This is a genomic window from Sphingobium lactosutens (assembly GCF_013393185.1).
GTDB classification, from domain to species: domain Bacteria; phylum Pseudomonadota; class Alphaproteobacteria; order Sphingomonadales; family Sphingomonadaceae; genus Sphingobium; species Sphingobium lactosutens_A.
Genome location: NZ_QJQX01000036.1, coordinates 1 through 24127, shown reverse-complemented (window position 1 = coordinate 24127; position 24127 = coordinate 1). Strand labels below are relative to the sequence as shown.

Here is a 24127-nt window from a genome sequence, read left to right as displayed (position 1 = left end):
CCACGGGAAAAGGAGGGCTGTTCCCGCCAGGGCGGGGGCAGCCCTTTTTTATGCGCGCTGGCCCCGCCGCGCCCACCAGTAGAAGGGCAGGCCCGCCAGCATCAGCAGGATGCTGGACCCGCTGGCCACCAGCCCCGCCCCCCATAGCGTCCAGAGCGCATAGCCAAGGCCGATCAGCGCCGCCGGCACCACCAGCCGGAAGCGCAGGCTCGCCAGTGCGCAGCCGACATAAAGCCACAGCGTCGCCGACGTCGCCAGCAGCGCCATCGCGGTGAACAGCGCCACCAGTCCCTGCAGGCTGTTCGCCACCAGCATCAGGCTGGCCAGCACGGTTGACAGGATCAGCCCGCGCCGGGGTGTCCCCCTGGCATCGGTGCCTGCCAGCCAGCGCGGCAGCTCGCCTGCCCGCGCCATCGCCAGCGGCACTTCGCCTTGCAAGAGGGTCCAGCCATTGAGCGCGCCAAGGCAGCTCACCACCACGAAGATGGCGATGAAACTTGCTGGCCCCGCCGACCAGTAATGGCTGACGAACGCGCCGAAGGGGGATCCGGTCTGGGTTTCCGCCGCCGGAAGGGTGAGTGCGATGCCGGAACAGACCACCAGATAGATGAAGCCGGTCGCCGCCGTGCCGATCAGCGTTGCGCGCGGGATGGTCCGCGCCGGATCGCGGACCTTGTCGGCCGCGACGCTGGCGGATTCGAAGCCCAGCAGCGCCCATAGGGTCAGCGCCGCCGATGCGGTGATGCCTGCACCGGTCAGGCCCTGTGCGGGGAAGGGGACAACCTCCGCCTTGCCGCTGCCCAGGATCAGCACCAGCAATATGAGCACGACGATGATCGGGATCAGCTTGATGATCGTCGTGCCGATCTGCGTCAGCCCCGCCGCCCGCGCGCCGATCAGGTTGACGCCGGTCATCGCCCAGAGAAAGGCGATCGAACAGAGCGCGCCCACGCCCGGCTCGGCCAGCGCGGGCACCACGCTGCTGAGGTTCGCGGTCGCCGCCACCGCGATGGTGACGTTGGTGATGATGATCGAGATCCAGTAGATCCAGCCGATCGCGAAGCCCGCCAGCGGGCCATAGGCGCGCGCGATCATCTGCGATGCGTTGGCGTCGGGCATCGCCACGGTCAGCCGCGCGATGACGAGGGCCAGCACCAGCGAGCCGGCAATGGTGAACACCCATCCCGCGACCGCGTCCCATCCGAACGGTGCAAGGCTGGCCGGCAGCAGGAACACGCCCGACCCGATCATATTGCCCATGACCAGCGCGATGCAGGCGGCAAGGCCCAGGGTTCGGGAGGATGCGGGCGGGGGGCCGGCGTCGTTCGACGGATTGCTCATGTCCGAATGCCTAATGGCGGACGCGATCGATTGCTAGGCTGCCGCGTGGGAATGGTGAAGATGGGTAGGTCGGGGACAGGCCACGTCCTCTCTTCTTAGCCGTCACCCCAGCGAAGGCTGGTGTCTCAGGCGAGGTCGCGCGACATGGCCTGAGATGCAAGCCTTCGCTGGGTTACGGACATTGAATGTCCGCTCCTGCTCGTTTCGAACCCGCCCGAGTTATTTCCTCCACTTCTCCGTCACCCGCTCGGTCAGGCAGGGATACATTTCCTGCAATCGCCTTCGATCGTATTGCATTTGCGAAATAGCCCATGGAAGCGCAGATAGGCTGCGATGCTGCAACGCAGCAAATTCCCAATCGAGGCTGTAAGATGTTTTCCCTGTTGTCGCTCTATTTCGCCTATCGCCGTGATGTCGTTTCTGCCGAGCGCTATATTGCTGCGCTCAACAGGACGAAGGCGCCTGTCGCCGACGACGTCACCCCGGCTCCGGTCGAGGAACAGCTGCCGCTCGCCGCCTGATCCACAAGTGATTTCGAGTGAAATGGCACATTTCACGGCTCGGAAATCACGATAAGGAATGAACGAAAAGGGCGACCATAGGGCCGCCCTTCGCTTGACTGAATATGGTCGTCGGATCAGGCGACCAGGAACATGTCCGGATCGAGCGCCATCAGCGCATCGGCGCCGCCCTCGATCTTGCGGCGCAGCGATCCCGCATCGGGCATGATCCGTTCAGCGAAGAAGCGCGCCGTCACCAGCTTGGCTTCCAGATATTTGGCGTCGCCGTCACCCGCCTCGATCAGGGTAGCGGCGGCCTTGGCCATGCGCAGCCACATCAGGCCGGTCGCCACGATGCCCAGGATGTGCATGTAATGATGCGCGCCCGCCCCGGCATTGTCGGGGTTCTTCATGGCGTTCTGCATCAGCCACATGGTCGCCGCGCCCAGCTGGCCGCTGGCCTTTTCCAGCGCGTCGGCGATGCCCGCCAGCTTCTCATTGTCCTTGGCTGCGGCGACTTCGTCACCGACCATCTTGAGGAAGCCCTGAAGCGCGCGCCCGCCGTTCATCGGCAGCTTGCGGCCGACCAGGTCCATCGCCTGCACGCCATTGGTGCCTTCATAGATCTGGGCGATGCGCGCGTCGCGCACATACTGCTCGACGCCATTTTCCCAGATATAGCCATGGCCGCCGAACACCTGCTGCGCCATCACGGTGACGTCGAAGCCCTTGTCGGTGCCATAGCCCTTGAGCACCGGCGTCAGCAGCTGGACCAGATCGTCGGCCGCCTGCCGTTCTTCCTCGGTCGCGGCCTGATGGGCCAGGTCGACCTGCAGGGCGCCCCACAGCATCAGCGCGCGCAGCCCTTCGGTCAGCGCCTTGGCCTCCATCAGCATGCGGCGCACATCGGGATGGACGAACAGCGTGTCGGCCTTTTCGTCCGGCTCCTTGGGACCGGTCAGCGCACGGCCCTGCCGGCGGTCACGGGCATAGTGAACCGCATTCTGATAGGCGATCTCGGCCTGACCCAGCCCCTGCATGCCGACCCACATGCGCGCGGCGTTCATCATGATGAACATGGCGGCGAGACCCTTATTCTCCTCGCCCACGATCCAGCCGGTCGCGCCGTCATAGTTCATGACGCAGGTGGCGTTGCCGTGGATGCCCATCTTGTGCTCCAGCGAGCCGCAGGACACGGCATTGCGCTCGCCCGGCGACCCGTCTTCGTTGACGAAGAATTTGGGTACGACGAACAGCGAGATTCCCTTGCTGCTGTCCGGCGCGCCCGGCGTCTTGGCGAGGACGAGGTGGATGATGTTCTCCGACAGGTCATGCTCGCCGGCGGAAATGAAGATCTTGGTGCCGCTGATGGCGTAGCTGCCATCGGCATTGGGCACGGCCTTGGTCTTGATGAGGCCAAGGTCGGTGCCGGCATGCGGCTCGGTCAGGTTCATCGTGCCGGTCCATTTGCCCGACACCATGTTGGGGACATATTTCTGCTTCAGCTCGTCGCTGCCCTTGGCGAGCAGGGCGGAAACGGCGCCGCTGGTCAGGCCATGATACATTTCGAAGCTGTGGTTGGACGACAGCACATATTCGCCCACGGCCGCCGCGACGACATTGGGCAGGCCCTGGCCGCCATATTCGGTCGGGCCGTGCAGCGTCGTCCAGCCGCCCTCGACATAGGTGTCGAACGCCTGCTTGAAGCCGGTCGGCGTGGTCACGCTGCCGTCAGGATTGCGGGTGCAGCCTTCCTTGTCGCCCACGGCGTTCAACGGGAAGAGAATCTCCGCCGCCAGCTTGCCGCCCTCGGCCAGGATCGCCTCGACCAGATCGGGTGTGGCATTTTCGAAGCCAGGCAGATTGGCATAGCGGTCCAGCCCGACGACATGGTCCAGCACGAAGCGGGTATCACGAATGGGGGCGGCATAGCTGGGCATGATCTTCTCCTGACATGTTTTTCGGGACTCCCGGCGGGGAGGGATTATTCTTCGATGGTCTCTACAAAGGCAGCGAGTTCGGCGATGGCGGCATCGATATCGTCCTTCTGCCGCGTCAGCAGGTCGATGCGCGCCCGGCATTTGTCCACGGTCACGCGACGCTGTTCTTCATGACCTTCGTCGGCGTCATACAGGTCGATCATCTCGCGGATCTCGGTGAGGCTGAAGCCGACTCGCTTGCCCCGCAAGATCCAGGCGAGCCGGGCGCGGTCGCGGCGCGAATAGATGCGGGACAGGCCCTGCCGCTCGGGCGAGATCAATCCTTCATCCTCGTAGAAGCGCAGCGCCCGCGCAGTGACGCCGAACTCCTCCGAAAGGTCGGTGATCGTGTAGCTCTGCCGTTCGCTATGGTCGGGCAGTTCAATGCCGGCGATGCTGCTGCGCTTGTCCATGATGCCGATGTAGCCTCGCTTTACGTTTACGTCAAGGTGAGTGAAAGAGAGTCCCGTTTCGCTTTCATGGTCCTTTTGCCTCAGTGACAGGCAAGGGCCAAGCCGCTACGGCAGCGCGATGATGGGGGCGATCAGACAGAGCGAAGGCGCGCGTGGCTTGCTGGCCGCGCTGGCGCTGCTGGTCCTCGCCATCCAACTTGTCGCGCCCTCTGGCTTCATGCCGGTGCGGACGGAGCGCGGCGTCGTCGTCACGCTCTGCACCGGCACCGGTCCCGTCAATGTCGTGGTCGATCGCGGCATGGCGCCCGAGCGGCGCGATCATGGCCGCGACGATGGCATGGCAGGGCAGCAGCATTGTCCCTTCGCCGCCTCGGTCCAGCCGGTTGTGCCGCCACTGGTGCTGGCGGACCTGCCGTTGCCCGCCTGGCAACTGGCCTTCGGTCCGATTGCCTTTGCGCTCAAGACGGGCCTGATCGCTCGCCTCGCCGCGCCGCCGCCGCCGGCCTTGGGGCCACCACTGGGTTTCTGAAATTCACCGTTCGGCCGTGCCTTCGTTGGCGCGCGCTTCGTCATGCTATTTCAGAAAGTTACCAGATTCATGCGTCCCATTCATGCCGTGCGCAGCCTGCCGCTGTGCGCTCTCATCCTGTCCGCCATTCCCGCCTTCGCCGAGGAGGCGGATCAGAGCGCGATCATCGTCACCGCCAGCCCCATCGTCGAGGAAGTCGCCACTCGCGTCCAGAAAACCCCCGGCGGCGTCGATGTCGTCGCGGCGGAGGAATTCGGGAATAAAGTCGCCGTCTCGCTCCGCGATGCGCTGGCCTTCTCGCCCGGCGTCTATACCCAGCCGCGCTTCGGGCAGGAGGTCCGCATCTCGATCCGCGGTTCCGGCCTGTCGCGCGGCTATCATATGCGCGGCCTCACTTTGTTGCAGGACGGCATCCCGATCAACGCCGCCGACGATAATGGCGATTTCCAGGAACTCGATCCTCAGCTCTTCCAGCATCTGGAAGTCTATCGCGGCGCTAATGCGCTGCGCTTTGGCGGATCGACTCTGGGCGGCGCGATCAACGCGGTGACGCCGACCGGCCCCAGCGCGCCGGGCTTCGAATTGCGCTTTGACGGCGGCAGCTTCGATACCCAGCGCGGCAAGATCGCCTACGGTCATGCCGATGATCGCGGAGATGTCTATGTCGCTGTCGCGGGCGACCGATCCGACAGCGACCGCGCCCATGGCGACCGCAAGGCGCTGCGCTTCAACGCCAATGCCGGGCTGAAACTGAGCGACCGGGTCGAAACCCGCTTCTACGTGAGCGCCCAGACCATCCGCCAACATCTGGCAGGCGCTTTGAGCGAGAAGGATGCGCTCGCCAATCCCGGCAAAGGCAACTTCACCGGCGATCAGGCGCGCGACATCGATTCGCTTCGTCTCCAGAACTGCACCAGCGTGGATCTGGGCAATGGCAGCCTGGCCTTCGGCGTCTTCTATAATAGCAAGAGCCTGCTCCACCCCATCTATCAGGTGATCGACCAGAAATCGGAGGATCGCGGCCTGTTCGCCAGCCTCGATCTGGCGGGCGATCTGGGCGGGATGCCGGTCGAACTGACCCTCGGCAGTCAGGCCCGCTTCGGCAAGGTCGAGGCGCGGCAATTCGTCAATGTCGCGGGGCGACGCGGGGCGATCACCGCCAATGCCCGACAGACCGCGCAGACGATCAACAGCTATGGCGAGGTCCGCATCGCGCCCGTGCCGAACCTCTGGCTGATCGGCGGCGGCCTCTACAGCCATGGCGAGCGCCGCATCGTCAACCGCTTCGTCTCGGCCCGCAGCGGAGACGCGGATTTCGACAGTTTCGCGCCCAAGCTGGGCCTGCTCTACCAGCCGTCGCAGGCGCTGCAAGTCTATGCCAATTACGGCCGGTCTGTGGAAATGCCGGGCTTCGGCGAACTCAGCCAGACCCCCGCCGGTGGCGCTCCGGGCTTCACGCCGGTCGGCCTGCAAAAGGCATGGACGGCGGAAATCGGCACGCGTGGGCGGCTGGGCATCGCCGCCTGGGACATCAGCCTCTATCGCGCCGACATCAGCGGAGAGATGCTGCAATATAGCGTCGTCGCCGGCACCATTCCCGCCGCCACCTTCAATGCTGATCGCACCCGGCATCAGGGGATCGAGGCGGGACTCGACCTGACCCTGACCCCTTGGGCCAGCCTGCGCCAAGTCTGGCAATATAGCGATTTCCGCTTCCGCGACGATGCGCAGTTCGGCGACAACAGCCTGCCGGTCGTGCCGCGTAATTTTTACCGGGTAGAATTAAAAATCGGTACCGATCGATTGTCTATTTCGCCGTCCATGGAATGGCTGCCGCAAGGCGCCTGGGTCGACTATGCCAACACGAAGCGGGTCGGCAGCTACGCGCTGCTCAACCTCGCCGCGCAGGCGCAAGTGCGCGATGGCGTCACCCTGTTCCTCGATGCCCGTAACCTGACGGGCAAGCGCGCGATCGGCGATATCAGTGCATTGGTCCGCTACACGCCCGACAATCCCGCCACCGCCGCCGACGAAGGCAGCGCCAGCTTCTACCCCGTGGAGCGCCGCGCCTTCTACGCCGGTGTTCGGGCGCGCTTCTAGGAGGGGAATGGTTTTTCAGGCCGGGAAGGACTATGGGGCGGCGATGATCCGTCTTTCCGGCCTGAAACTGCCCCTCGACCACCCGGCCGAGGCGATGCCCGTCGCCATCTGCGAGCGCCTCGGCCTCGAACCGCATGAGCTGCTTGGCCACAGTGTTGTCCGGCGCGGCAATGACGCGCGGCGGAAGAATGCGATCCAGCTGGTCTATACAGTTGACGTCGACCTGACCGACGAAACCGCCGTGCTGGATCGCTTCGCCGCCGACCATGACGTCCGCCCGACGCCCGACACCAGCTACAAGTTCGTCGCCCATGTGCCCGAAGGCTGGCAGGGCAAGCGGCCGGTGGTGATCGGCGCGGGACCGTGCGGCCTGTTCGCGGGCCTCATCCTCGCGCAGATGGGTTTCAAGCCGATCATCCTCGATCGCGGCAAGGTGGTGCGCGAGCGGACCAAGGATACCTGGGGGCTGTGGCGTCGAGCCGAACTCAATCCCGATTCCAACGTCCAGTTCGGTGAGGGCGGGGCGGGCACCTTCTCCGACGGCAAGCTCTATTGCCGGGTAAAAGACCCCCGTTCCCTCGGCCGCAAGGTGCTGGAGGAATTCGTCGCCGCCGGCGCGCCCGACGATATTCTCTGGGAAGCACATCCCCATATCGGCACCTTCCGCCTCGTTTCGATGGTGGAGTCGATGCGCCGCCAGATCGAATCGCTGGGCGGCGAATATCGCTGGCAGCATCGCGTCGACGATCTCGTGCTGGAACGGCAGGGAGACGGCACGCAGAAGATGCGCGGCCTCGTCATCCATGACGGCAGCGTGATCGAGACCGACCATGTCGTCATGGCGGTCGGCCACAGCGCCCGCCCGACCTTCGAGATGCTCCACCGCCAGGGCGTCCACATGGAGGCCAAGCCCTTCTCCATCGGCGTGCGCATCGAACATCCGCAAAGCTGGGTCGACCGCGCGCGCTACGGCAATTGCGCCGGGCATCCGGATCTGGGCGCGGCGGCCTACAGCCTGGCCCATCATTGCGCCAACGGCCGCACCGTCTACAGTTTCTGCATGTGTCCCGGCGGCCGCGTGGTCGCCGCCACGTCGGAGGAGGGCCGCGTCGTCACCAACGGCATGAGCCAGTATAGCCGCGCCGAATTCAACGCCAATTCGGGACTGGTGGTCGGCATCGACCCGGAGCGCGATTATCCCGGCGGGCCGCTGGCCGGCATCGATTTCCAGCGCCATTGGGAAAGCCTGGCCTATGTCGCGGGCGGCTCCAGCTACTGGGCACCGGGGCAGACGGTGGGCGATTTTCTCGCCGGGCGCCCCTCGACCGCGCTCGGCTCCGTCACGCCCTCCTACAAGCCCGGCGTCACCCCGACCGACCTGTCGCAATGCTTGCCCGGCTTCGTGATCGAGGCGTTTCGTGAGGCGCTGCCCGTCTTCGGCCGGCAACTGGCCCATTACGACCATCCCGATGCGGTGATGACGGGGGTCGAAACCCGAACATCCTCCCCGCTGCGCATCACGCGCGGCAAGGATTTACAGAGCCTCAACGTCGCGGGTTTGTACCCGGCCGGCGAGGGCGCGGGCTATGCCGGCGGCATCCTGTCCGCGGCGATCGACGGCATCAAGGTGGCAGAGGGCGTCGCGCTGGCGATCTCCGCCGGCTGACATTCTCCCGTCATGCCATCGTCATGACCATGCCTCCGTGTCGTCGCGGCGGCGTCATCGCGCGGTCAAGACGATGTCACGCGGCGCGGGCAAAAGGCCCGCATGCTGAACCATATCGACCGTTGCGTGCGCATTTCCCCGGCCGACAAGGCCCGGCTGCGCGTCCTCTTCCTCGCCAAGCATGCGCGGGCGACCGGCGCGCCTGACATGGTGGACGGCAATCATGCCATCTACCATCATGAGATGCGCACGACGCTGGAGGATATCGGCCTCAACATCCGCATCGCCAACAGCTACGAATCGCTGTTCGAGCGGCCCGATGTCGACTTCGTCGTCACCCTGCTCAATCGCGGGGGCTTCCAGAATAGCGAGATGATGGCGCCGCTGCTGCTGAGCTGGCGCGACGTGCCGCATATGGGCGCCAGCCCGATCCTGCGCGGCGTGTCGGACGACAAATATCTCAGCAAGCTGATCGCTCGCGCCCATGGCGTGCCGACCATGGATGCGCAGATCTTCCGTCGCGGCGGCCTGCCCGCCGAACCCGCTTTCCGCGCAGAGCGGCTGGTGGTGAAACCCAATGCCTCTTCTGCCTCATGGGGCCTCGCCATGGTCGACAGCTGGACGCAGGCGCAGGCGCAGATCGACTATCTCCATGGCGAAGGCCATGACGCGCTGGTCGAGGCATGGGCGCCGCTGCTTGACGTCGCCGTCCCGGTGGTGGGCGGCAGCGGCGGCCAGCCCTGGATATTGCCGCCGATGATGTATGTTCCCGCCGACCCCCACCGTGCGCGCAGCCATGAGGAAAAGCGTGGCCTGATCGACGCGGGCGACGATCCGCTGGTGTTGGTCGAGGATCGCGTGTTGCTCGGCCAGCTGGAGGACATGACCCGTCGGCTGTTGCCCGAACTCTGGCCGTTCGACTATGGCCGCTTCGAGTTTCGCTATGATCCGGTGAGCGGTGCGGTGCAGTTCATGGAAGTAAACCTGTCGTGCAACCTCTGGTCGAAGAAGACGATCTCGCGCTCCGCCCGCTCGATCGGCGTCGATCACCAGACCTTGGTCGAAACCATCATCGGCCACAGCCTGGAACGGCAGGGGCTGTTGACCGAAGCACCGATGCGGGTCGCTGCCTGACATGGGTGGCATGACGACAGCCCTTGTGCTGGCCGGCAAGCGCGATGGGGCGACCGATCCGCTCGCGCTCGAAGCGGGTGTCACCCATAAATGCCTGGTGCCGGTGGCGGGCCAGCCGATGCTGGTCCATGTCATCGACGCGCTGGCGAAGAGCGATCGGATCGGCGAAATTCGCGTCGCTATCGAGGAACCGGCGGTGCTGGAGGGGCTGGCGCAACTGCGCGGTCTGATCTCGACCGGGCGGCTGGTGCCGGTCGCGGCTCGCCCCAACCTGGTCGATTCGGTGCTGGCGGCGGCGGAGGGCGCACAGTTCCCGTTGCTCATCACCACCGCCGACAATGTGCTGCTGACCCCGTCCGCCATTGCCGAGATGCTGGACGGCTGCAAGGCGCAGAGCGCGGACGCGGCTGTCGCCTTCACCCGGCGCGAATCCGTGCTGGCGGCGCATCCGGAAGGGCAGCGGAAATTCTACCGCTTTTCCGAAGACAGCTATTCCAACTGCAACAGCTATTGGCTGAAGGATCGTGCGGCGCTGGCGGCGGCGGAGACCTTCCGCACCGGCGGGCAGTTCGTGAAGCATCCGATGCGCATCATCGGCACCTTTGGCCTCATGAACCTCATCCGCTTCCGGTTCGGCCTCGGCACGTTGGCGGCTACGTTCGAGCGCTTCTCGCGCCGTTTCCGCATGACGGTCGCGCCGGTGATCCTATCGGATGGCGCGGTCGCGATCGATGTCGACAATGCGCGCACGCACGGCGTCGCGACACAGGTACTGGACCAGCGCGCCGCCCTGATGCAGGCGGCGGAGTAGAATTTGCTCACTATCCGCGCGGTTCCGCACCGGGACGAGAATAGCCTGCTCGCAGCTTATCATGCCGGGCTGCGCCGGCATTGGCCGCTCGGCGCGCGCACCCTTGCCGGCCTGCTCGCAAGGGCGGGGCGGGGTGGCTGGTCGTCGTCGGAGCGAAACCTGCTGCCCGATGCCGTGCGGCGCGCGGGCCTGTCGATGCGCGATCGCAAGGGGGTGCACCGATTGCTCAATCCGGGGGCTTTCCCGATTGCCGCCAATCCGCTCAAGAACAAGCAGTTGTTTGCGCAAGTCGCGCAGCAGGTGGGCCTGCCGGTCGCGACGGCGTGCGACCCCATGCGCGACGATCTGGACGCGTGGCTGGCCAACGAAAGCGACATCATCGCCAAGCCCAGCTTCCGCTCCAAAGGGCAGGGCGTGGAACGCTTCCGGCGCGGTGCCGATGGCTGGCAAGGCGCGGATGGCCTGATCGCCAATGACAGGTTGCAGGCCCGGTTGCGGGCCTTGTGGCAGGCGGGTGGTGTGATCCAGCGGCGCTTGCCGACCCATGCGGCGCTGGCGGACCTGTCACCGGGAGCGCTCCCGACCCTGCGTGTCGTGACCTGTCTGGACGAGACGGGTGCACCCGAAGCCTGCGCTCTGGCGCTGCGCCTGTCGGCGGGCGGCGCGCGGCCGGTCGACAATTTCAACGCCGGCAATCTGGTGCTGGGGATCGACGATCAGGGGCGGTGCCTGACCGCCTGGCTGGGAGGCAGCGACAAGCCGACCGCCCATGACCGGCATCCGACCACCGGTGCGGCCATCGCCGGCACGCTCGTTCCTGATCTGGCGGAGGCGATCGCGCTGGCCTGCCGCGCGCATCTGGCCTTCGCAGGTTTCACCGTGATCGGCTGGGACATCGGCCTGACCAGCGACGGCCCGATGCTGGTCGAGGGCAACTGGAATCCCGGCACCGACATTCTCCAGTTGGTGAGCGGGCAGGGGCTGGCCGACACCCGGCTGGGCGCGCTTTATCGCCATCATCTGGAACAGGTTTCGATCGAGCGCTGGCGCGGCGCAGCGGTGGTGCAATGGGACCGGCGCGGCCGTTGATCTGCGTTTACGTCCATGCGCTGGTCGCGACGGGCGTGGTGCGCAATGCGCGCCTGATCGCGGCCGATCTCGCCGCGCGGGGGCATCGGGTGCAACTGGTGACGGCCCTGCCGGGAGGGGATGCCGTGCCCGGCGTTTCCCATCGCGCATTGCTGTCCGATGCGTGCCGGTCGCGCCTGCTGGAAAAGGGGCAGGCGGCGCTGGCATTGCGCCGCCATCTGCTGGGGAAACGGCCGGCGATATTGATTTCCGCCGGCAATCATGGTCATGGCGTGGCCTGGGCCGGCAGTCGCGGCGTCGCCGGCGTCAAGCGGGTCTATCGCATCAGCAACGACATCATGCGGCGCGGTGCGCCGTCCCATGGCCTGTCCCGTCAGGTGCGGAGCGCCATGATGCGGTTGGTCGCGGCCGATGCCGCGCATCTGGTGCTGGTGTCACCGACCCTTGCGGAAACGCCGGCTTTCGCCCGTGCCGCGCAGGAGGACCGGTCGAGCGTCATTGCCAATGGCATCGATGCGGTGGCCGCGCGAGAGCGGATCGGCACGGATGTGCCGCACCCCTGGCTCGGCGGGGACGTGCCGGCGCTGCTCGCCATTGGTCGCCTTGCGCCGCAAAAGAACTTTGGCACGCTGCTCCAAGCCTTCGCGCTGCTCCGCCAGCGGCAGCATGCCCGCCTCATCATCCTGGGCGAAAGCCGCGACGCTGCGCGCGCGACGCTGATGGCCCAAGCCCGCCAACTCGGCGTCGCCGATGATCTCGCTCTGCCGGGCACGGTCGATAATGTCTTCCCCTGGCTGGCCCGTTGCGATGCCTTCGTGCTGCCATCCTGGTGGGAAGGGACGGCCAATGTGCTGCTGGAGGCTATGGCGGTCGATGCACCGTGCATCGCGTCGGTCAGCGCGGGCAATGCGGCACAGCTTCTCGATGACGGCCGCCATGGCCTGCTGGTCGACCCGGCCGATGCACAGGCTATGGCGCAGGCCATCGCCCTACAGATCGATCCCGCGACCCGAATCCGGCCGGGCCATCGTATCGATCAATTTGGCATGGAGGCGGTATCGGCCGCCTGGGGCAGGCTGATCGACCGTTTGCTGGCCGAGTGATGCAGATCGCCCGGCCGCTTGGATATCAGGCGGCGTCCTTCGCCAGCGCGGCGATATGGCCCAGCACCGCGTCGGCATGTTCCTTTCGACAGATGAGCAGGTCGGGCAGGTAGACGTCGCTCCGGTTGTAGACCAGCGAGCTGCCGTCGATGCGGCTCGCATGAAGGCCATGGGCGAGCGCGACGGCGGCCGGGGCCATGCTGTCCCACTCATATTGGCCGCCCGAGTGGAGATAGATGTCGGCCTGTCCCAGGATCACCGCCATGGCCTTTGCCCCGGCGCTGCCCATCGGGACCAGTTCGGCATCCAGCGCCTGCGCCACCGCGACCGCTTCGGCAGCGGGGCGGGTGCGGCTGACGACCATGCGCAGCTTTTCGGGCGCGGGCGGCACTGGGCGCGGCTGGTCCGACCGCAGCACCGTGCCCCCCCCTGATCCATCGAGGTCCAGTCCCGGCAGCGCCACCGCACCGATTGCCGGCACCCCGTCGATCGCCATGCCGACATGGACGGCCCAGTCGGACCGTTCCTCGCCATATTCGCGGGTGCCATCGACCGGATCAACGATCCATACCCGGCTCTTGTCGAGCCGCGCGGGATTGTCCTTCTCCTCCTCCGACAGCAGCCCGTCCTCGGGCCGCACTTCGCGCAGGGCGTGGCAGAGGAACTGGTTGGCGGTCTGGTCGCCCGCCTTGCCCAGCGCCTTGGCGCTGAACAGCCCGGAAGATCGAACCTCGACCAGGATGCGCCCCGCCACATCGGCGAGATGGGCGGCAAGATCGGCGTCGGTCATCGTGGCGTTGTTCTGCGCCTCACTCATGGGATCAACCTCGCAACGATCAGATCAGCCGCTTCTTCGGCGGTAAGGCTGGTCGTGTCGATGTGGATTTCCGGGTCATGCGGCGCCTCATAGGGGCTATCGATGCCGGTGAAGTTCTTCAGTTCACCCGATCGCGCTTTCTTGTAGAGACCCTTGACGTCGCGCGCCTCCGCATCGGCCAGCGGCGTGTCGATATGCACCTCGACGAACTCGCCCGGCTGCATCATCTGCCGCACCATGTCGCGTTCCGACCGGAAGGGCGAGATGAAGGCGGTGATGACGATCAGGCCCGCATCGGTCATCAGCTTGGCGACCTCACCCACGCGGCGGATATTTTCCACCCGATCGGCATCGGTGAAGCCCAGATCCTTGTTCAGGCCATGGCGGACATTGTCGCCGTCGAGCAGGAAGGTGTGGCGGTTCATCCGCGCCAGCTTCTTCTCGACCAGATTGGCGATGGTCGACTTGCCCGCGCCCGACAGGCCGGTGAACCACAGCACGGCGGGCTTCTGGTTCTTGAGGCCCGCATGGAAGTCGCGGCTGACGTCGGTTGCCTGCCAGTGGACATTCTGCGCGCGGCGCAGGGAGAAGTGCAGCATGCCTGCCGCGACGGTGGCATTGCTGATCTTGTCGATCAGGATGAAGCCGCCCAGCGTGCGGTTGGCCTCATAAGGCTCGAACACGATCTGCTTGTCGGTCGACAGGTTGGCGACGCCGATGGCATTCAACTCCAGCGTCTTGGCCGCCAGATGCTCCATCGTGTTGACGTTGACCTGATATTTGGGCTGCTGGATCGTGGCGGTCACGGTTTGTGTGCCGATCTTGAGCCAATAGGAGCGGCCCGGCAGCATTTCCTCGTCCGCCATCCAGACGATGGTCGCCTCGAACTGGTCGGCGGTCTGGGGCGGACTGTCGGCCAGCGCGATCACGTCGCCGCGCGAACAGTCGATCTCGTCGGCGAAGCAGAGCGTCACCGACTGGCCGGCCACCGCCTGATCGAGATCGCCACCGAGCGTCACGATGCGCGTGACCGTGCTGGTCTTGCCCGAAGGCAGCACGCGCACGGCGTCGCCCGGCTTCACCGTACCGGTGGCGATCAGGCCCGAAAAGCCGCGGAAGTCGAGGTTCGGGCGGTTGACCCACTGGACCGGCATGCGGAAGGGTTTTTCCGCATCGGTCGCACTGTTGACCTCGACCGTTTCCAGATGTTCGATCAGCGCCGGCCCCTTGTACCAGGGCGTATTGGCCGACGGGCCGGTGATATTGTCGCCCTTGAAGCCGGAGATCGGGATGGGCGTGAACGCCTTGATGCCGATGCTGTTGGCGAACTCGGTATAATCCTTGAGGATGCCGTCATAGACGGCCTGATCATAGTCGACGAGGTCCATCTTGTTGATAGCCAGGACGATATTCTTGATGCCGATCAGGTGCGCCAGATAGCTATGGCGCCGCGTCTGGGTCAGCACGCCCTTGCGCGCGTCGATCAGGATGACGGCGAGGTCGGCGGTGGACGCGCCCGTCACCATGTTGCGCGTATATTGTTCGTGGCCCGGCGTGTCGGCGACGATGAACTTGCGCTTTTCAGTGGCGAAGAAGCGATAGGCGACGTCGATGGTGATGCCCTGTTCGCGCTCGGCGGCGAGGCCGTCGACGAGGAGCGCGAAGTCGATCTCCTGCCCCTGGGTGCCGACCTTCTTGCTGTCGGCTTCCAGGGCGGCGAGCTGATCCTCGAAGATCATCTTGCTGTCGTAGAGCAGGCGGCCGATCAGCGTCGATTTACCGTCGTCGACGCTGCCGCAGGTGATGAAGCGCAGCATCGTCTTGTGCTCATGCACCTTCAGATATTCGTCGATATCCTGCGCGATGAGCGCGTCGGTCTTGTAGATGGGTTCAGCAATATCGGTCATGTTGTCTGTCCCGTCATCCCGGCGAAAGCGGGGAATACGTTGATCTGGGGAGAGGTTCAGCCCGGAGGCACGAGGCCCCGGCTTTCGCCGGAGTTGACGCTTCGTCACCCGCTGCGCGGATGACGTGACGCGTCAAAAATACCCTTCCTGCTTCTTCTTCTCCATGCCGGCGCCGCCCGCATCCTTGTCGATGGCGCGGCCTTGGCGCTCCGACGTGGTGGTGAGCAGCGTTTCCTGGATCACCTCCCGCAGCGTCTTGGCCTCGCTCTCGACCGCGCCGGTCAGCGGGTAGCAGCCGAGCGTGCGGAACCGGATCGAGCGCATCACCGGCTCCTCGCCGGGCTTGAGCGGAAAGCGGTCGTCATCGACCATCAACAGCATGCCGTCGCGCTCCACGGTCGGGCGCTGGTCCGCGAAGTAGAGCGGGACGATCGGCACGTCGTTGAGGTGGATATATTGCCAGATATCCAGCTCGGTCCAGTTGCTGATCGGGAAGACGCGGATGCTCTCGCCCTTATTCTTCCTGGCGTTGTAGAGGTTCCACAGTTCCGGCCGCTGGTTCTTGGGATCCCAGCCGTGCGATGCGGTTCGGAAGGAGAAGATGCGCTCCTTCGCCCGGCTCTTTTCCTCGTCGCGGCGCGCCCCGCCGAAGGCCGCATCGAAACCATAGAGGTTGAGCGCCTGCTTCAGCCCTTCGGTCTTCCACATGTCGGTGTGCAACGGGCCATGGTCGAACGGGTTGATCCCCCGCTCGGCCGCTTCGGGGTTCTGATAGACCAGCAACTCCATGCCCGACTCCTGCGCCATGCGGTCGCGCAGTTCGTACATCGCCTGGAATTTCCAGGTCGTATCGACATGCAGCAGCGGGAAGGGCGGCGGCGAGGGATAGAAGGCCTTGCGCGCCAGATGCAGCATCACCGCGCTGTCCTTGCCCACCGAGTAAAGCATCACCGGCTTCTCCGCTTCCGACACCACTTCCCGAAGGATGTGGATGCTCTCGGCTTCGAGTCGCTCCAAATGGGTCAGAGTCTTTGCGTCCACCAAACTATCCTCGCAATTTCTGTGCGCAGACTCATGGCAGCAAGCAATTTGAATGGAACCTCCCATATGGGAGGGGTCTCATTTGTCCCATGAAACAGGCTTGCTCGACGATACGCCTTGATCGCCGAGTCAGCCGATCAGGCGCCACCCCGCGACGAGCAGGACCACAGCGAGCAGGGGCTGCAACACGCGTTCCGGCACTTTCGATGCCAGCATCGATCCCAGAATGATGCCGGGGATGGAGCCGATGAGCAGATTGAGCAGCAGCATCAGGTTGAAATTGCCGATCCACAAATGCCCCATGCCTGCCACCAGCGTCAGCGGCACGGCGTGGACGATGTCGGTCGCGATCAGCCGCTGCAGCCGCATGCGCAAGGGGTAGAGCGCCAGCAGCAGCGTCGCGCCCAGTGCCCCGGCCCCGACCGAGGTCAATGTCACCATCACCCCCAGCAGCGCCCCGGCCGCCACGGTGAGGCCGGCCTGGTAGCGCAGGAAATTGCTCGCCGTATCGGTGCGGGCATGAACGGCCCAGTGATGGAAGCGACTGCGGAAAAGGGTTGCGAACGCAGTCAGGATCAGGACCACGCCCAGCGCCGTCATGATGAGGCCGCTTTTGATCTGATGCGCGTCGATCTGGGACAGCAGGATCAGCACGATGATGGCGGCGGGCAGGCTACCCATGCAGAGGCGGCGGATGACCTCATAGTCAGGGCCGCCATGCGTACCGCCATGGCGATGATGCACGAAGCCGCCCACGGACTTGGTAATCGCCGCGAACCATAGGTCAGTGCCGACTGCGGTGGTCGGCGAAACGCCGAACAGCAGGATCAGGATCGGAGCCATCAGCGATCCGCCACCCACGCCGGTCATGCCCACCATGACGCCGACGAACAGTCCGGCGACCGCATGCAACCAATCCATTCACACCCCCGGGTCCGCAATGCCCGGATCGGACGATTGCTCGCAGGGGGGCATATCCGCAGCGACCCGCGGCGAACAGTCCTTTTTGTCGATCTTGCAAAACGCACAAAAAGGATGGTGGTGTGCTGCACCGCATTGCATCGGTTGATTTGCCCGAATAGACAGGGCGCAAATGGGCCGCCCGACATGCTGCCTCGACTTGCTGGTCGCATCATGTATCGATCTGCCTTAGCGAACTAACAGGGACGATTAGCCATTTCTGCCATCTCTCCTCATGCGCCCGTCTATCCGGTGATTTTGTCGGGCGGTTCCGGCACGCGCCTCTGGCCCCTTTCGCGGCCGGAATGCCCCAAGCAGTTCATTCCTCTCGTGACCGACCGGTCCATGATGCAGGAAACATTGTTGCGCACCCTGGGCGTCAAGAATTTTGAACCGGCGCTGGTCGTGTCGAACGCCGGTCATGGTGAATTGGTGCGGGAACAGGTGGCTGCACTGGATCATGTGCCCGCAGCCGTCATCCTGGAACCGATGGGACGGAATACCGCCCCCGCCATCGCCCTTGCGGCCTGCTGGATTGCGGCGCGGGACCGCGATGCCCTGATGCTGGTCATGCCCTCGGACCATGTCATCGCGGACGTGCCCGCCTTTCATGCCGCGATTGCGGCCGCGGTACCGGCTGCGCGCGACGGGCGGCTCGTGACCTTCGGCATCCAGCCCCATTATCCCGAAACGGGCTATGGCTATATCGCCAAGGGCGGCCCGATCGACGCAGATGGCGCAGTCCATGCGGTTGCGCAATTTGTCGAAAAGCCGCCGCGCGCCCAGGCCGAAGCCTATCTGGCGGGGGGCAGCCATTATTGGAATGGCGGCATCTTCCTGTTCAGCGCGGGTGCCTTGCTCGATCAGATGGAGAGGCATGCACCGGAGGTGGCGGCTGCGGCTGCGCGCGCCATGGCCGAAGCACGCGAAGAGGATGGCTTCATTCTCCCCGACAGCGCGGCATTCGGCGCCAGCCCTGACGTGTCGATCGACGTCGGCGTGATGGAGAAGACCGATCGCGCCGCCGTGGTGCCGGTCGACATGGGCTGGTCCGATGTCGGATCCTGGGACGCGCTCTGGTCGATCCGCGAGCGGGATGGTGATGGCAATACGACGAAGGGCGGGTCTGTCAGCGTCGATGGCGCGGGCAATCTCATCTATGTCGATGGCGGTCCGCCGGTCGCCACGATCGGCTTGCGCGACTCGGTGGTCGTATCGACGGCCAAGGGCGTGCTTGTCATGCCGCGCGACCGGTCCCAGGACGTGAAGGCCGTGGCGGAGAAAATGAAGGCCGGCGCGCTCGGCTGATCCGTCAGGCGCGTCCTGCAGTCGGCGATACGGCCGATGATAGGCAAAGCGGACCGTGGCCGATGCTGGAGTGGTACTGGTTCAATCGGGCCGGCTGCAACTTCAGCGCCTGAACATGCCTCTGTGCAGGATGCGCTATCGTCAGGCCAGAGTGGCGATCAGCGCGGATGTGGGCGCCATAGCTTCCAGCCGGCATCCGCCATCGAGCAGCCAACAATCGCCCTTGGTCCAGCTCGCACCATCGATGGCGCCATGGCCGTCCAGCGGCGTGAACCAGATCTGCTCGGCTGCCGGCAGTGCAACGACGCCTGCGTCCCATTGGTGCAAGGTCAGGCGGAAGGGGGCGTCGGCAGGCGTGAGGATGGCGTCCTGCGTTCCGAGCGGCGCATGGACGGCGGGTCGTCGATAAGGTTCAAGGATGCTGACCGCCAGCCCCTGATCCAGATGCAGTTCACGCGGTCGCCCATAATCGTAAAGGCGATAGGTCACATCCGCATTCTGCTGAATCTCTGCCAGCACGATCCCCGCGCCGATGGCGTGAACGGTGCCGGCCGGGATGAAATAGCAATCGCCGGGCTTCACCGGTTTCCAATCGATCATCTCTTCGATCGACCCGTCGAGCGCCGCCGCGCGGAAGGCCTGGGGCGTCATCGGCTGTTTTAGGCCGATACCCAGCGTCGCACCCGGCTCGCAATCAAGGATATACCAGATTTCTTCCTTGCCGAACGGCAACCCGGCCGCCTGCGCTGTCGTATCGTCGGGATGAACCTGAATCGACAGCCGGTCGCTGGTGAAGATATATTTGACCAGTAGCGGCAGCTGCTTTTCCGCTGCGCTCTCGAACCAGATCTCGCCGATCGGTACCGCGCCGCCCGCGCCGAATATGGCAGGCAGGGCGGAACGACCCCAGGGCTTTTCCACAAGGCGCGGTTGCAATCGCTGCATGCTACTGGCCGGTACGCTGCGTTTCATGCCCGCATCAATTGGTGCTTACAGCATTGTCGATCGCGACCAGCGGCAGCACGGTGGACGCGAACAGGCCGATGATGCGCTGGACCTCGGCGACGGGGTTGTTGGATATGTAGAGCACGTCCTTGTTGCGCACCGCGAAATGCTGCATCGCAAAATAGGTGGTCGGATCCTTCATGTCGACACGATAGATGACCGGTATCCGGCCATCCGGTCCCGGCGCGACATCCGCGCCGCGGTCCGGAACCAGCGCCGGGTCTTCCCAGCGGAACAGGAATACGCCCTTGGCGTCGGCCCGGCCATCCTGCAACCCGCCCATGCGTCCCATCGCCTGGGCAAGGGTGATGCCGGTCGCTTCGAAATTGACCTCTTCATTCTTGCCCGCTGCGCCCAGCGCGGTGAAGCTGTAAGGCTGGAAGAGGGCGGTCACTACATCGCCCTGCTTCAATACGACATTCTGATTGGGGTCGCTGATCACGGCTGCCATGGGCATGGCGTAGACTTGTCCATCCCGGCTGACCTGGATTGTCACCTTGTCCGATGGCGCCTTGGTGCCTCCGGCCGCGGCGATCGCATCGAGAACCCGTTCGCCCTTGGGCGTCAACGGCATCCGGGTGCTGGCCGTCACTTCGCCGACGACAGAGATATTGGCGCTCAGGTTGCGGAGCAGGCGTACCGCAACCTGCGGCAAATGGGCCTTGCCCCGCAGGCGCGCGGTGATATCCCGCTCGATTTCGTCCAGTCGCCGGCCCCTGACAGGGACCAGCCCGGCAAAGGGTACCGAAATGCTGCCGGATTCGCCGACGATGAATTGCGGCAATGCCGTCGCGCGGCTGGTATCGACCGAACTGACGGCGGGAGCCGAACTGAACAGAACCGCCGGCGGCGCTTCCCAGATGGTGACTTCCAGCACATCGCCCTGGCCCACCGTTTCCCCGACCGCATTCACATGGCCCAGCGCCGTTGCGAAGTCGATCGTCGTGGCGCGGGGGCGTGCCGCCAGCATCTGTTCATCCAGGCGGATCACCTGGATGCCGCGGATGGAGACGTTGCGGCTCTCGCCGGCATTCGCGACCCTCTGCGTGCTCGGCCCGACCGAGGTGCAGGCTGCTGTCGTCAGCAGCGCGGCGGTCAGGCACAGGCGAGGAAGACGGGTGCCGATCCGACGATGCAACAAGCTATTCATGAAGTCTCCTAGTGCCCCGGGGCTGAATTTGGCATCCCGGCGCAAACTGTTCAGATGCCACCATTTCAAACAATAGGCCGCAGCCGGTTGCAAGACTAATATCGACCGGCTGCAATACTGTCACCTCATGCCGTCAGCATCCAGGTGAGCGTATCGTCAAGCGGTACATGCCTGAGCGGTCCGATCACGGATTCGATCCGGGCGGCATTGCCGCACAGCGATTTGACCTCGTCGGCGCGGACGAAGGCGGGATTGACCCGCACGGCAAAATCATGGCCGGAAATGCGACGAACGGCGTCGAGGACGGCATGCAGGCTTGTCGCGCGACCGGAGCAGACGTTGAATGTACCGCCAATGGCGGCGGGTGTTTCCAGCAGCCGGGCATAGGTGTCCACGACCATGCGCACGTCCGAAAAGTCGCGCGCCACATCCAGATTGCCCAGTTCGATCTCGGGCGCCCGTTGACGGACATGGTCGACGATCTTCGGGATCAGGAAACTCTTCGACTGGCCAACGCCGGTATAGTTGAACGGTCGGGTGACGATGATCGGCAGGCGTGCCGTCGCCAGGCCGCTGATCAGTTCGCCTGCGACCTTCGTGACGCCATAATCATTGGCAGGCGCGGGGGGCATGCTTTCGTCCAGCATGCCATCGCGCCCATTGCCATAAATATTGGCGCTGCTTGCGACCAGCACGGAGCGTGGTTTGCGATCCATCATCTCCAGCGCCCCCAGCAGGGTGCGGGTGCCGATGACATTGGTCCGATACATCTCGCCGATATCGCCATGGGCGACAAAGGCGATCGCCGCCAGATGGACGACATGATCGGGTTGCACCGCATCCAGCACCGCGCGAAGTCCGGGGCCGTCAGCCAGATCGCAGACATGGCTTTCCGCCATGCCTTCGATCCGATCCTGCGGCGGTTCCCGGAAAAGGCCGCATAGGCGATGGCCTTGCTCGGCAAGCCGGCGGGCGAGGTAGCGGCCTGTAAACCCCGCCGCACCGGTTATCAGGGTCGTGCTCATCGCCCGTCCTCCGGTCAGAAGCTCGCGCCTGCCTCGTTGCGGCGAAGGTCGGCCTGCACCATCATGTCGCACAATTGCTCAAGCGTCGTCTTTGGCTCCCAGCCCAGCTTTTCCTTGGCATAGCTAGCGTCGCCGATCAGCAGTTCGACTTCCGCGGGGCGATAGAAGCGCGGATCGATCCGCATCAGCGTCTTGCCGGATGCGGCGTCGATGCCGACTTCCTGTTCGCCTTCGCCGGAAAACTCGATGTCGACGCCGGTAGACTTGAACGCCAGGCGCACGAAATCGCGGACGGTTTCGGTGCGGTTGGTCGCCAGCACATAGGTATCGGGTTCGTCAGCCTGCAGCATCCGCCACATGCCCTCGACATATTCCTTGGCGAAGCCCCAGTCGCGCTTGGCATCGATATTGCCGAGCGCCAGGCAATCCAGCTTGCCCAGCGCGATCTTCGCGACGCTGTCGGTGATCTTGCGGGTCACGAACTCGCGGCCGCGCAGCGGGCTTTCATGGTTGAACAGGATGCCGCTGCATCCGAAAATGCCGTAGCTCTCGCGATGATTGACGGTGCTCCAATGGGCGTAAAGCTTCGATACGCCATAGGGACTGCGCGGCCAGAAGGGCGTGCTTTCCTTCTGCGGAATCGCCTGCACCTTGCCGAACATTTCGGACGTGCTGGCCTGATAGAAACGGATCGCCGGATTGACGATGCGGATTGCTTCCAGCAGGTTGAGCGGGCCGATGCCTGTGATGTCGGCGGTGGTCAGCGGCTGCTCGAAGGAGACGCCGACAAAACTCTGCGCGGCGAGATTATACACCTCGGTCGCGCCCGACTTCTGCAGCAACCGGATGGTGGTGGACAGGTCGGTCAGGTCATATTCGACCAGATGCAGATTGGGGTGGTCTGCAATCCCAAGTTCCTCGATCCGCCAGAAATTGACCGAGCTGGTCCGGCGATAGGTGCCGTAGACCATATATCCCTTATCCAGCAGCAATTCGGCAAGATACGCGCCGTCCTGGCCGGAAATGCCCGTTACAATGGCTGTTTTCATGAAGCTTTGCCTGGTCCGAGTTAGTGAGTTGTACCCGCGCCACCGACGCGGGAGAGGGAGAAGCCGGCCTCTGCGGCTTCGGCGACGGGGTAGATGTTGCGCAGGTCGACGAGGGCGTTGCCGTTCATCGAACCGGCGAGGCGCTTCAGATCGAGGGCGCGGAAGATATCCCATTCGGTGACGAGGACGAGGGCGTCGGCATCCCTGGCGGCCTCATAGGCGTCCTTCGCCATGGTGACGCCGGGCATCATCGGCGCGGCGACCTCCATGCCTTCGGGATCATAGGCGACGATCTTCGCGCCGGCATCCTCGAGCGCCTGGACGATGGCGATGCTGGGCGCGTCGCGCATGTCGTCGGTGTTGGGCTTGAAGGTGAGGCCGAGCAGCGCGACCGTCTTGCCGCGGGCGTCGCCGCCCAGCGCCTTGACGATCTTGCGGCCCATGGCCCGCTTGCGCAGGTCGTTGACCTGCACCACCGTCTCGACGATGCGGCTGGGGGCGTCATGATCCTGGCCGGTCTTGACCAGCGCCAGCGTGTCCTTGGGGAAGCAGGAGCCGCCATAGCCCGGCCCTGCGTGCAGGAATTTGGAGCCGATGCGATTGTCGAGGCCGATGCCGCGCGACACGTCCTGCACCTCGGCGCCGACCGCTTCGCACAGGTCGGCCATCTCGTTGATGAAGGTGATCTTGGTCGCCAGGAAGGCGTTGGCGGCATATTTGATCAGCTCGGCGGTGCGACGGCCGGTGAACATGAGCGGCGCCTGGTTGAGGTTGAGCGGCCGGTAGACCTGGCTCATCACCGCGATCGCGCGTTCCGAGCCGGTGGTGCCCACGACGACGCGGTCGGGCCGCTTGAAGTCGCCGATCGCCGCGCCTTCGCGCAGGAATTCAGGGTTCGACACGCACTGGATGTCGAGATCGGGGCGCAGGTCGCGGGCGATCCGCTCGACCTCGTCGCCAGTGCCCACGGGCACGGTCGACTTGGTGACGATCACCGCCGGGCCGTCGAGCGCCTCGACGATCTCCCGCGCTGCAGCATAGACGTAGGACAGATCGGCATGGCCATCGCCCCGGCGCGAGGGCGTGCCGACGGCGATGAAGATCGCGTCCGCGCCCTTGACGCCGGTTGCCAGATCGGTGGTGAAGGTCAGGCGGCCGGCCGCCGCATTGCTGCCCACCAGCTGGTCGAGGCCCGGCTCG

21 protein-coding genes are annotated in these 24127 nt (G+C 64.9%); 9 read left to right on the top strand and 12 right to left on the bottom strand.

Going from position 1 to position 24127, the window contains the following annotated elements; genetic code table 11:
- Positions 1–48: 48 nt before the first annotated feature.
- Positions 49–1341, bottom strand: a complete 1293-nt coding sequence (locus DM806_RS06505) for an amino acid permease (protein WP_179042415.1) — start codon at positions 1339–1341, stop codon at positions 49–51.
- 371 nt (positions 1342–1712) lie between these two features.
- Between DM806_RS06505 and DM806_RS06500 the strand changes: the two genes are divergently transcribed.
- Positions 1713–1862, top strand: coding sequence for a hypothetical protein (locus tag DM806_RS06500; RefSeq protein WP_179042414.1), 150 nt, complete (start codon positions 1713–1715; stop codon positions 1860–1862).
- A gap of 116 nt (positions 1863–1978) precedes the next feature.
- Here the strand turns inward: DM806_RS06500 and DM806_RS06495 are convergent, their stop codons facing one another.
- Positions 1979–3781 carry an acyl-CoA dehydrogenase C-terminal domain-containing protein gene (locus DM806_RS06495; protein ID WP_179042413.1) on the bottom strand — a complete coding sequence of 601 codons (1803 nt, stop codon included), beginning with the start codon at positions 3779–3781 and terminating at the stop codon, positions 1979–1981.
- A 44-nt stretch (positions 3782–3825) separates the two neighbouring features.
- A complete protein-coding gene (locus DM806_RS06490) occupies positions 3826–4233 on the bottom strand; it encodes a MerR family transcriptional regulator (RefSeq protein WP_179042412.1) in 408 nt (135 codons plus the stop codon).
- A 118-nt stretch (positions 4234–4351) separates the two neighbouring features.
- Between DM806_RS06490 and DM806_RS06485 the strand changes: the two genes are divergently transcribed.
- The 7 genes from DM806_RS06485 (at position 4352) to DM806_RS06455 (ending at position 12665) form a co-directional block, all read left to right on the top strand.
- Positions 4352–4762, top strand: a complete 411-nt coding sequence (locus DM806_RS06485; protein ID WP_179042411.1) for a DUF2946 family protein — start codon at positions 4352–4354, stop codon at positions 4760–4762.
- A 69-nt stretch (positions 4763–4831) separates the two neighbouring features.
- Positions 4832–6862, top strand: coding sequence for a TonB-dependent receptor family protein (locus DM806_RS06480; RefSeq protein WP_179042410.1), 2031 nt, complete (start codon positions 4832–4834; stop codon positions 6860–6862).
- A 43-nt stretch (positions 6863–6905) separates the two neighbouring features.
- Positions 6906–8528 (top strand): NAD(P)/FAD-dependent oxidoreductase, encoded by a 1623-nt coding sequence (locus tag DM806_RS06475; protein WP_179042605.1) that lies wholly within the window; start codon positions 6906–6908, stop codon positions 8526–8528.
- Positions 8529–8630: 102 nt separating this feature from the next.
- On the top strand, positions 8631–9662 hold the full coding sequence (locus DM806_RS06470) for a phosphoribosylglycinamide synthetase (RefSeq protein ID WP_179042409.1): 1032 nt from the start codon (positions 8631–8633) through the stop codon (positions 9660–9662).
- A 10-nt stretch (positions 9663–9672) separates the two neighbouring features.
- Positions 9673–10473 carry a nucleotidyltransferase family protein gene (locus tag DM806_RS06465; RefSeq protein WP_256869144.1) on the top strand — a complete coding sequence of 267 codons (801 nt, stop codon included), beginning with the start codon at positions 9673–9675 and terminating at the stop codon, positions 10471–10473.
- A gap of 3 nt (positions 10474–10476) precedes the next feature.
- Positions 10477–11562, top strand: a complete 1086-nt coding sequence (locus tag DM806_RS06460) for a sugar-transfer associated ATP-grasp domain-containing protein (RefSeq protein WP_179042407.1) — start codon at positions 10477–10479, stop codon at positions 11560–11562.
- Positions 11559–12665: a glycosyltransferase gene (locus DM806_RS06455; protein WP_179042406.1), complete on the top strand. Its 1107-nt coding sequence runs from the start codon at positions 11559–11561 to the stop codon at positions 12663–12665. The genes DM806_RS06460 and DM806_RS06455 overlap by 4 nt, the downstream gene beginning before the upstream one ends.
- A gap of 25 nt (positions 12666–12690) precedes the next feature.
- Here the strand turns inward: DM806_RS06455 and DM806_RS06450 are convergent, their stop codons facing one another.
- From DM806_RS06450 to DM806_RS06435, 4 genes are all read right to left on the bottom strand, one after another.
- Positions 12691–13455, bottom strand: a complete 765-nt coding sequence (locus tag DM806_RS06450; protein ID WP_179042604.1) for a 3'(2'),5'-bisphosphate nucleotidase CysQ — start codon at positions 13453–13455, stop codon at positions 12691–12693.
- Between the two features lie 23 nt (positions 13456–13478).
- Positions 13479–15389: a sulfate adenylyltransferase subunit CysN gene (gene cysN, locus DM806_RS06445; RefSeq protein WP_179042405.1), complete on the bottom strand. Its 1911-nt coding sequence runs from the start codon at positions 15387–15389 to the stop codon at positions 13479–13481.
- Between the two features lie 132 nt (positions 15390–15521).
- Entirely contained in the window at positions 15522–16433 is a 912-nt protein-coding gene (cysD, locus tag DM806_RS06440; RefSeq protein WP_179042404.1) for a sulfate adenylyltransferase subunit CysD, read from the bottom strand.
- A gap of 126 nt (positions 16434–16559) precedes the next feature.
- Positions 16560–17351, bottom strand: coding sequence for a sulfite exporter TauE/SafE family protein (locus DM806_RS06435; RefSeq protein ID WP_179042403.1), 792 nt, complete (start codon positions 17349–17351; stop codon positions 16560–16562).
- A 291-nt stretch (positions 17352–17642) separates the two neighbouring features.
- Between DM806_RS06435 and DM806_RS06430 the strand changes: the two genes are divergently transcribed.
- Complete coding sequence (locus DM806_RS06430) at positions 17643–18698, top strand: mannose-1-phosphate guanylyltransferase/mannose-6-phosphate isomerase (RefSeq protein WP_372859325.1); 1056 nt, start codon at positions 17643–17645, stop codon at positions 18696–18698.
- Between the two features lie 141 nt (positions 18699–18839).
- Here DM806_RS06430 and DM806_RS06425 read toward each other — a convergent pair whose 3' ends face one another.
- The 5 genes from DM806_RS06425 to DM806_RS06405 form a co-directional block, all read right to left on the bottom strand.
- Entirely contained in the window at positions 18840–19670 is an 831-nt protein-coding gene (locus tag DM806_RS06425; RefSeq protein WP_256869142.1) for a class I mannose-6-phosphate isomerase, read from the bottom strand.
- A 7-nt stretch (positions 19671–19677) separates the two neighbouring features.
- Positions 19678–20853, bottom strand: coding sequence for a polysaccharide biosynthesis/export family protein (locus DM806_RS06420; protein WP_179042402.1), 1176 nt, complete (start codon positions 20851–20853; stop codon positions 19678–19680).
- A 125-nt stretch (positions 20854–20978) separates the two neighbouring features.
- The gene (locus DM806_RS06415; protein WP_179042401.1) at positions 20979–21878 is read right to left on the bottom strand and encodes an NAD-dependent epimerase/dehydratase family protein; all 900 of its coding nucleotides are present in this window, start codon (positions 21876–21878) and stop codon (positions 20979–20981) included.
- Between the two features lie 14 nt (positions 21879–21892).
- Positions 21893–22927 carry a GDP-mannose 4,6-dehydratase gene (gene gmd / locus DM806_RS06410; protein ID WP_179042400.1) on the bottom strand — a complete coding sequence of 345 codons (1035 nt, stop codon included), beginning with the start codon at positions 22925–22927 and terminating at the stop codon, positions 21893–21895.
- 20 nt (positions 22928–22947) lie between these two features.
- A partial coding sequence (locus DM806_RS06405) for a UDP-glucose dehydrogenase family protein (protein WP_179042399.1) occupies positions 22948–24127 on the bottom strand: 1180 nt, incomplete at its 5' end.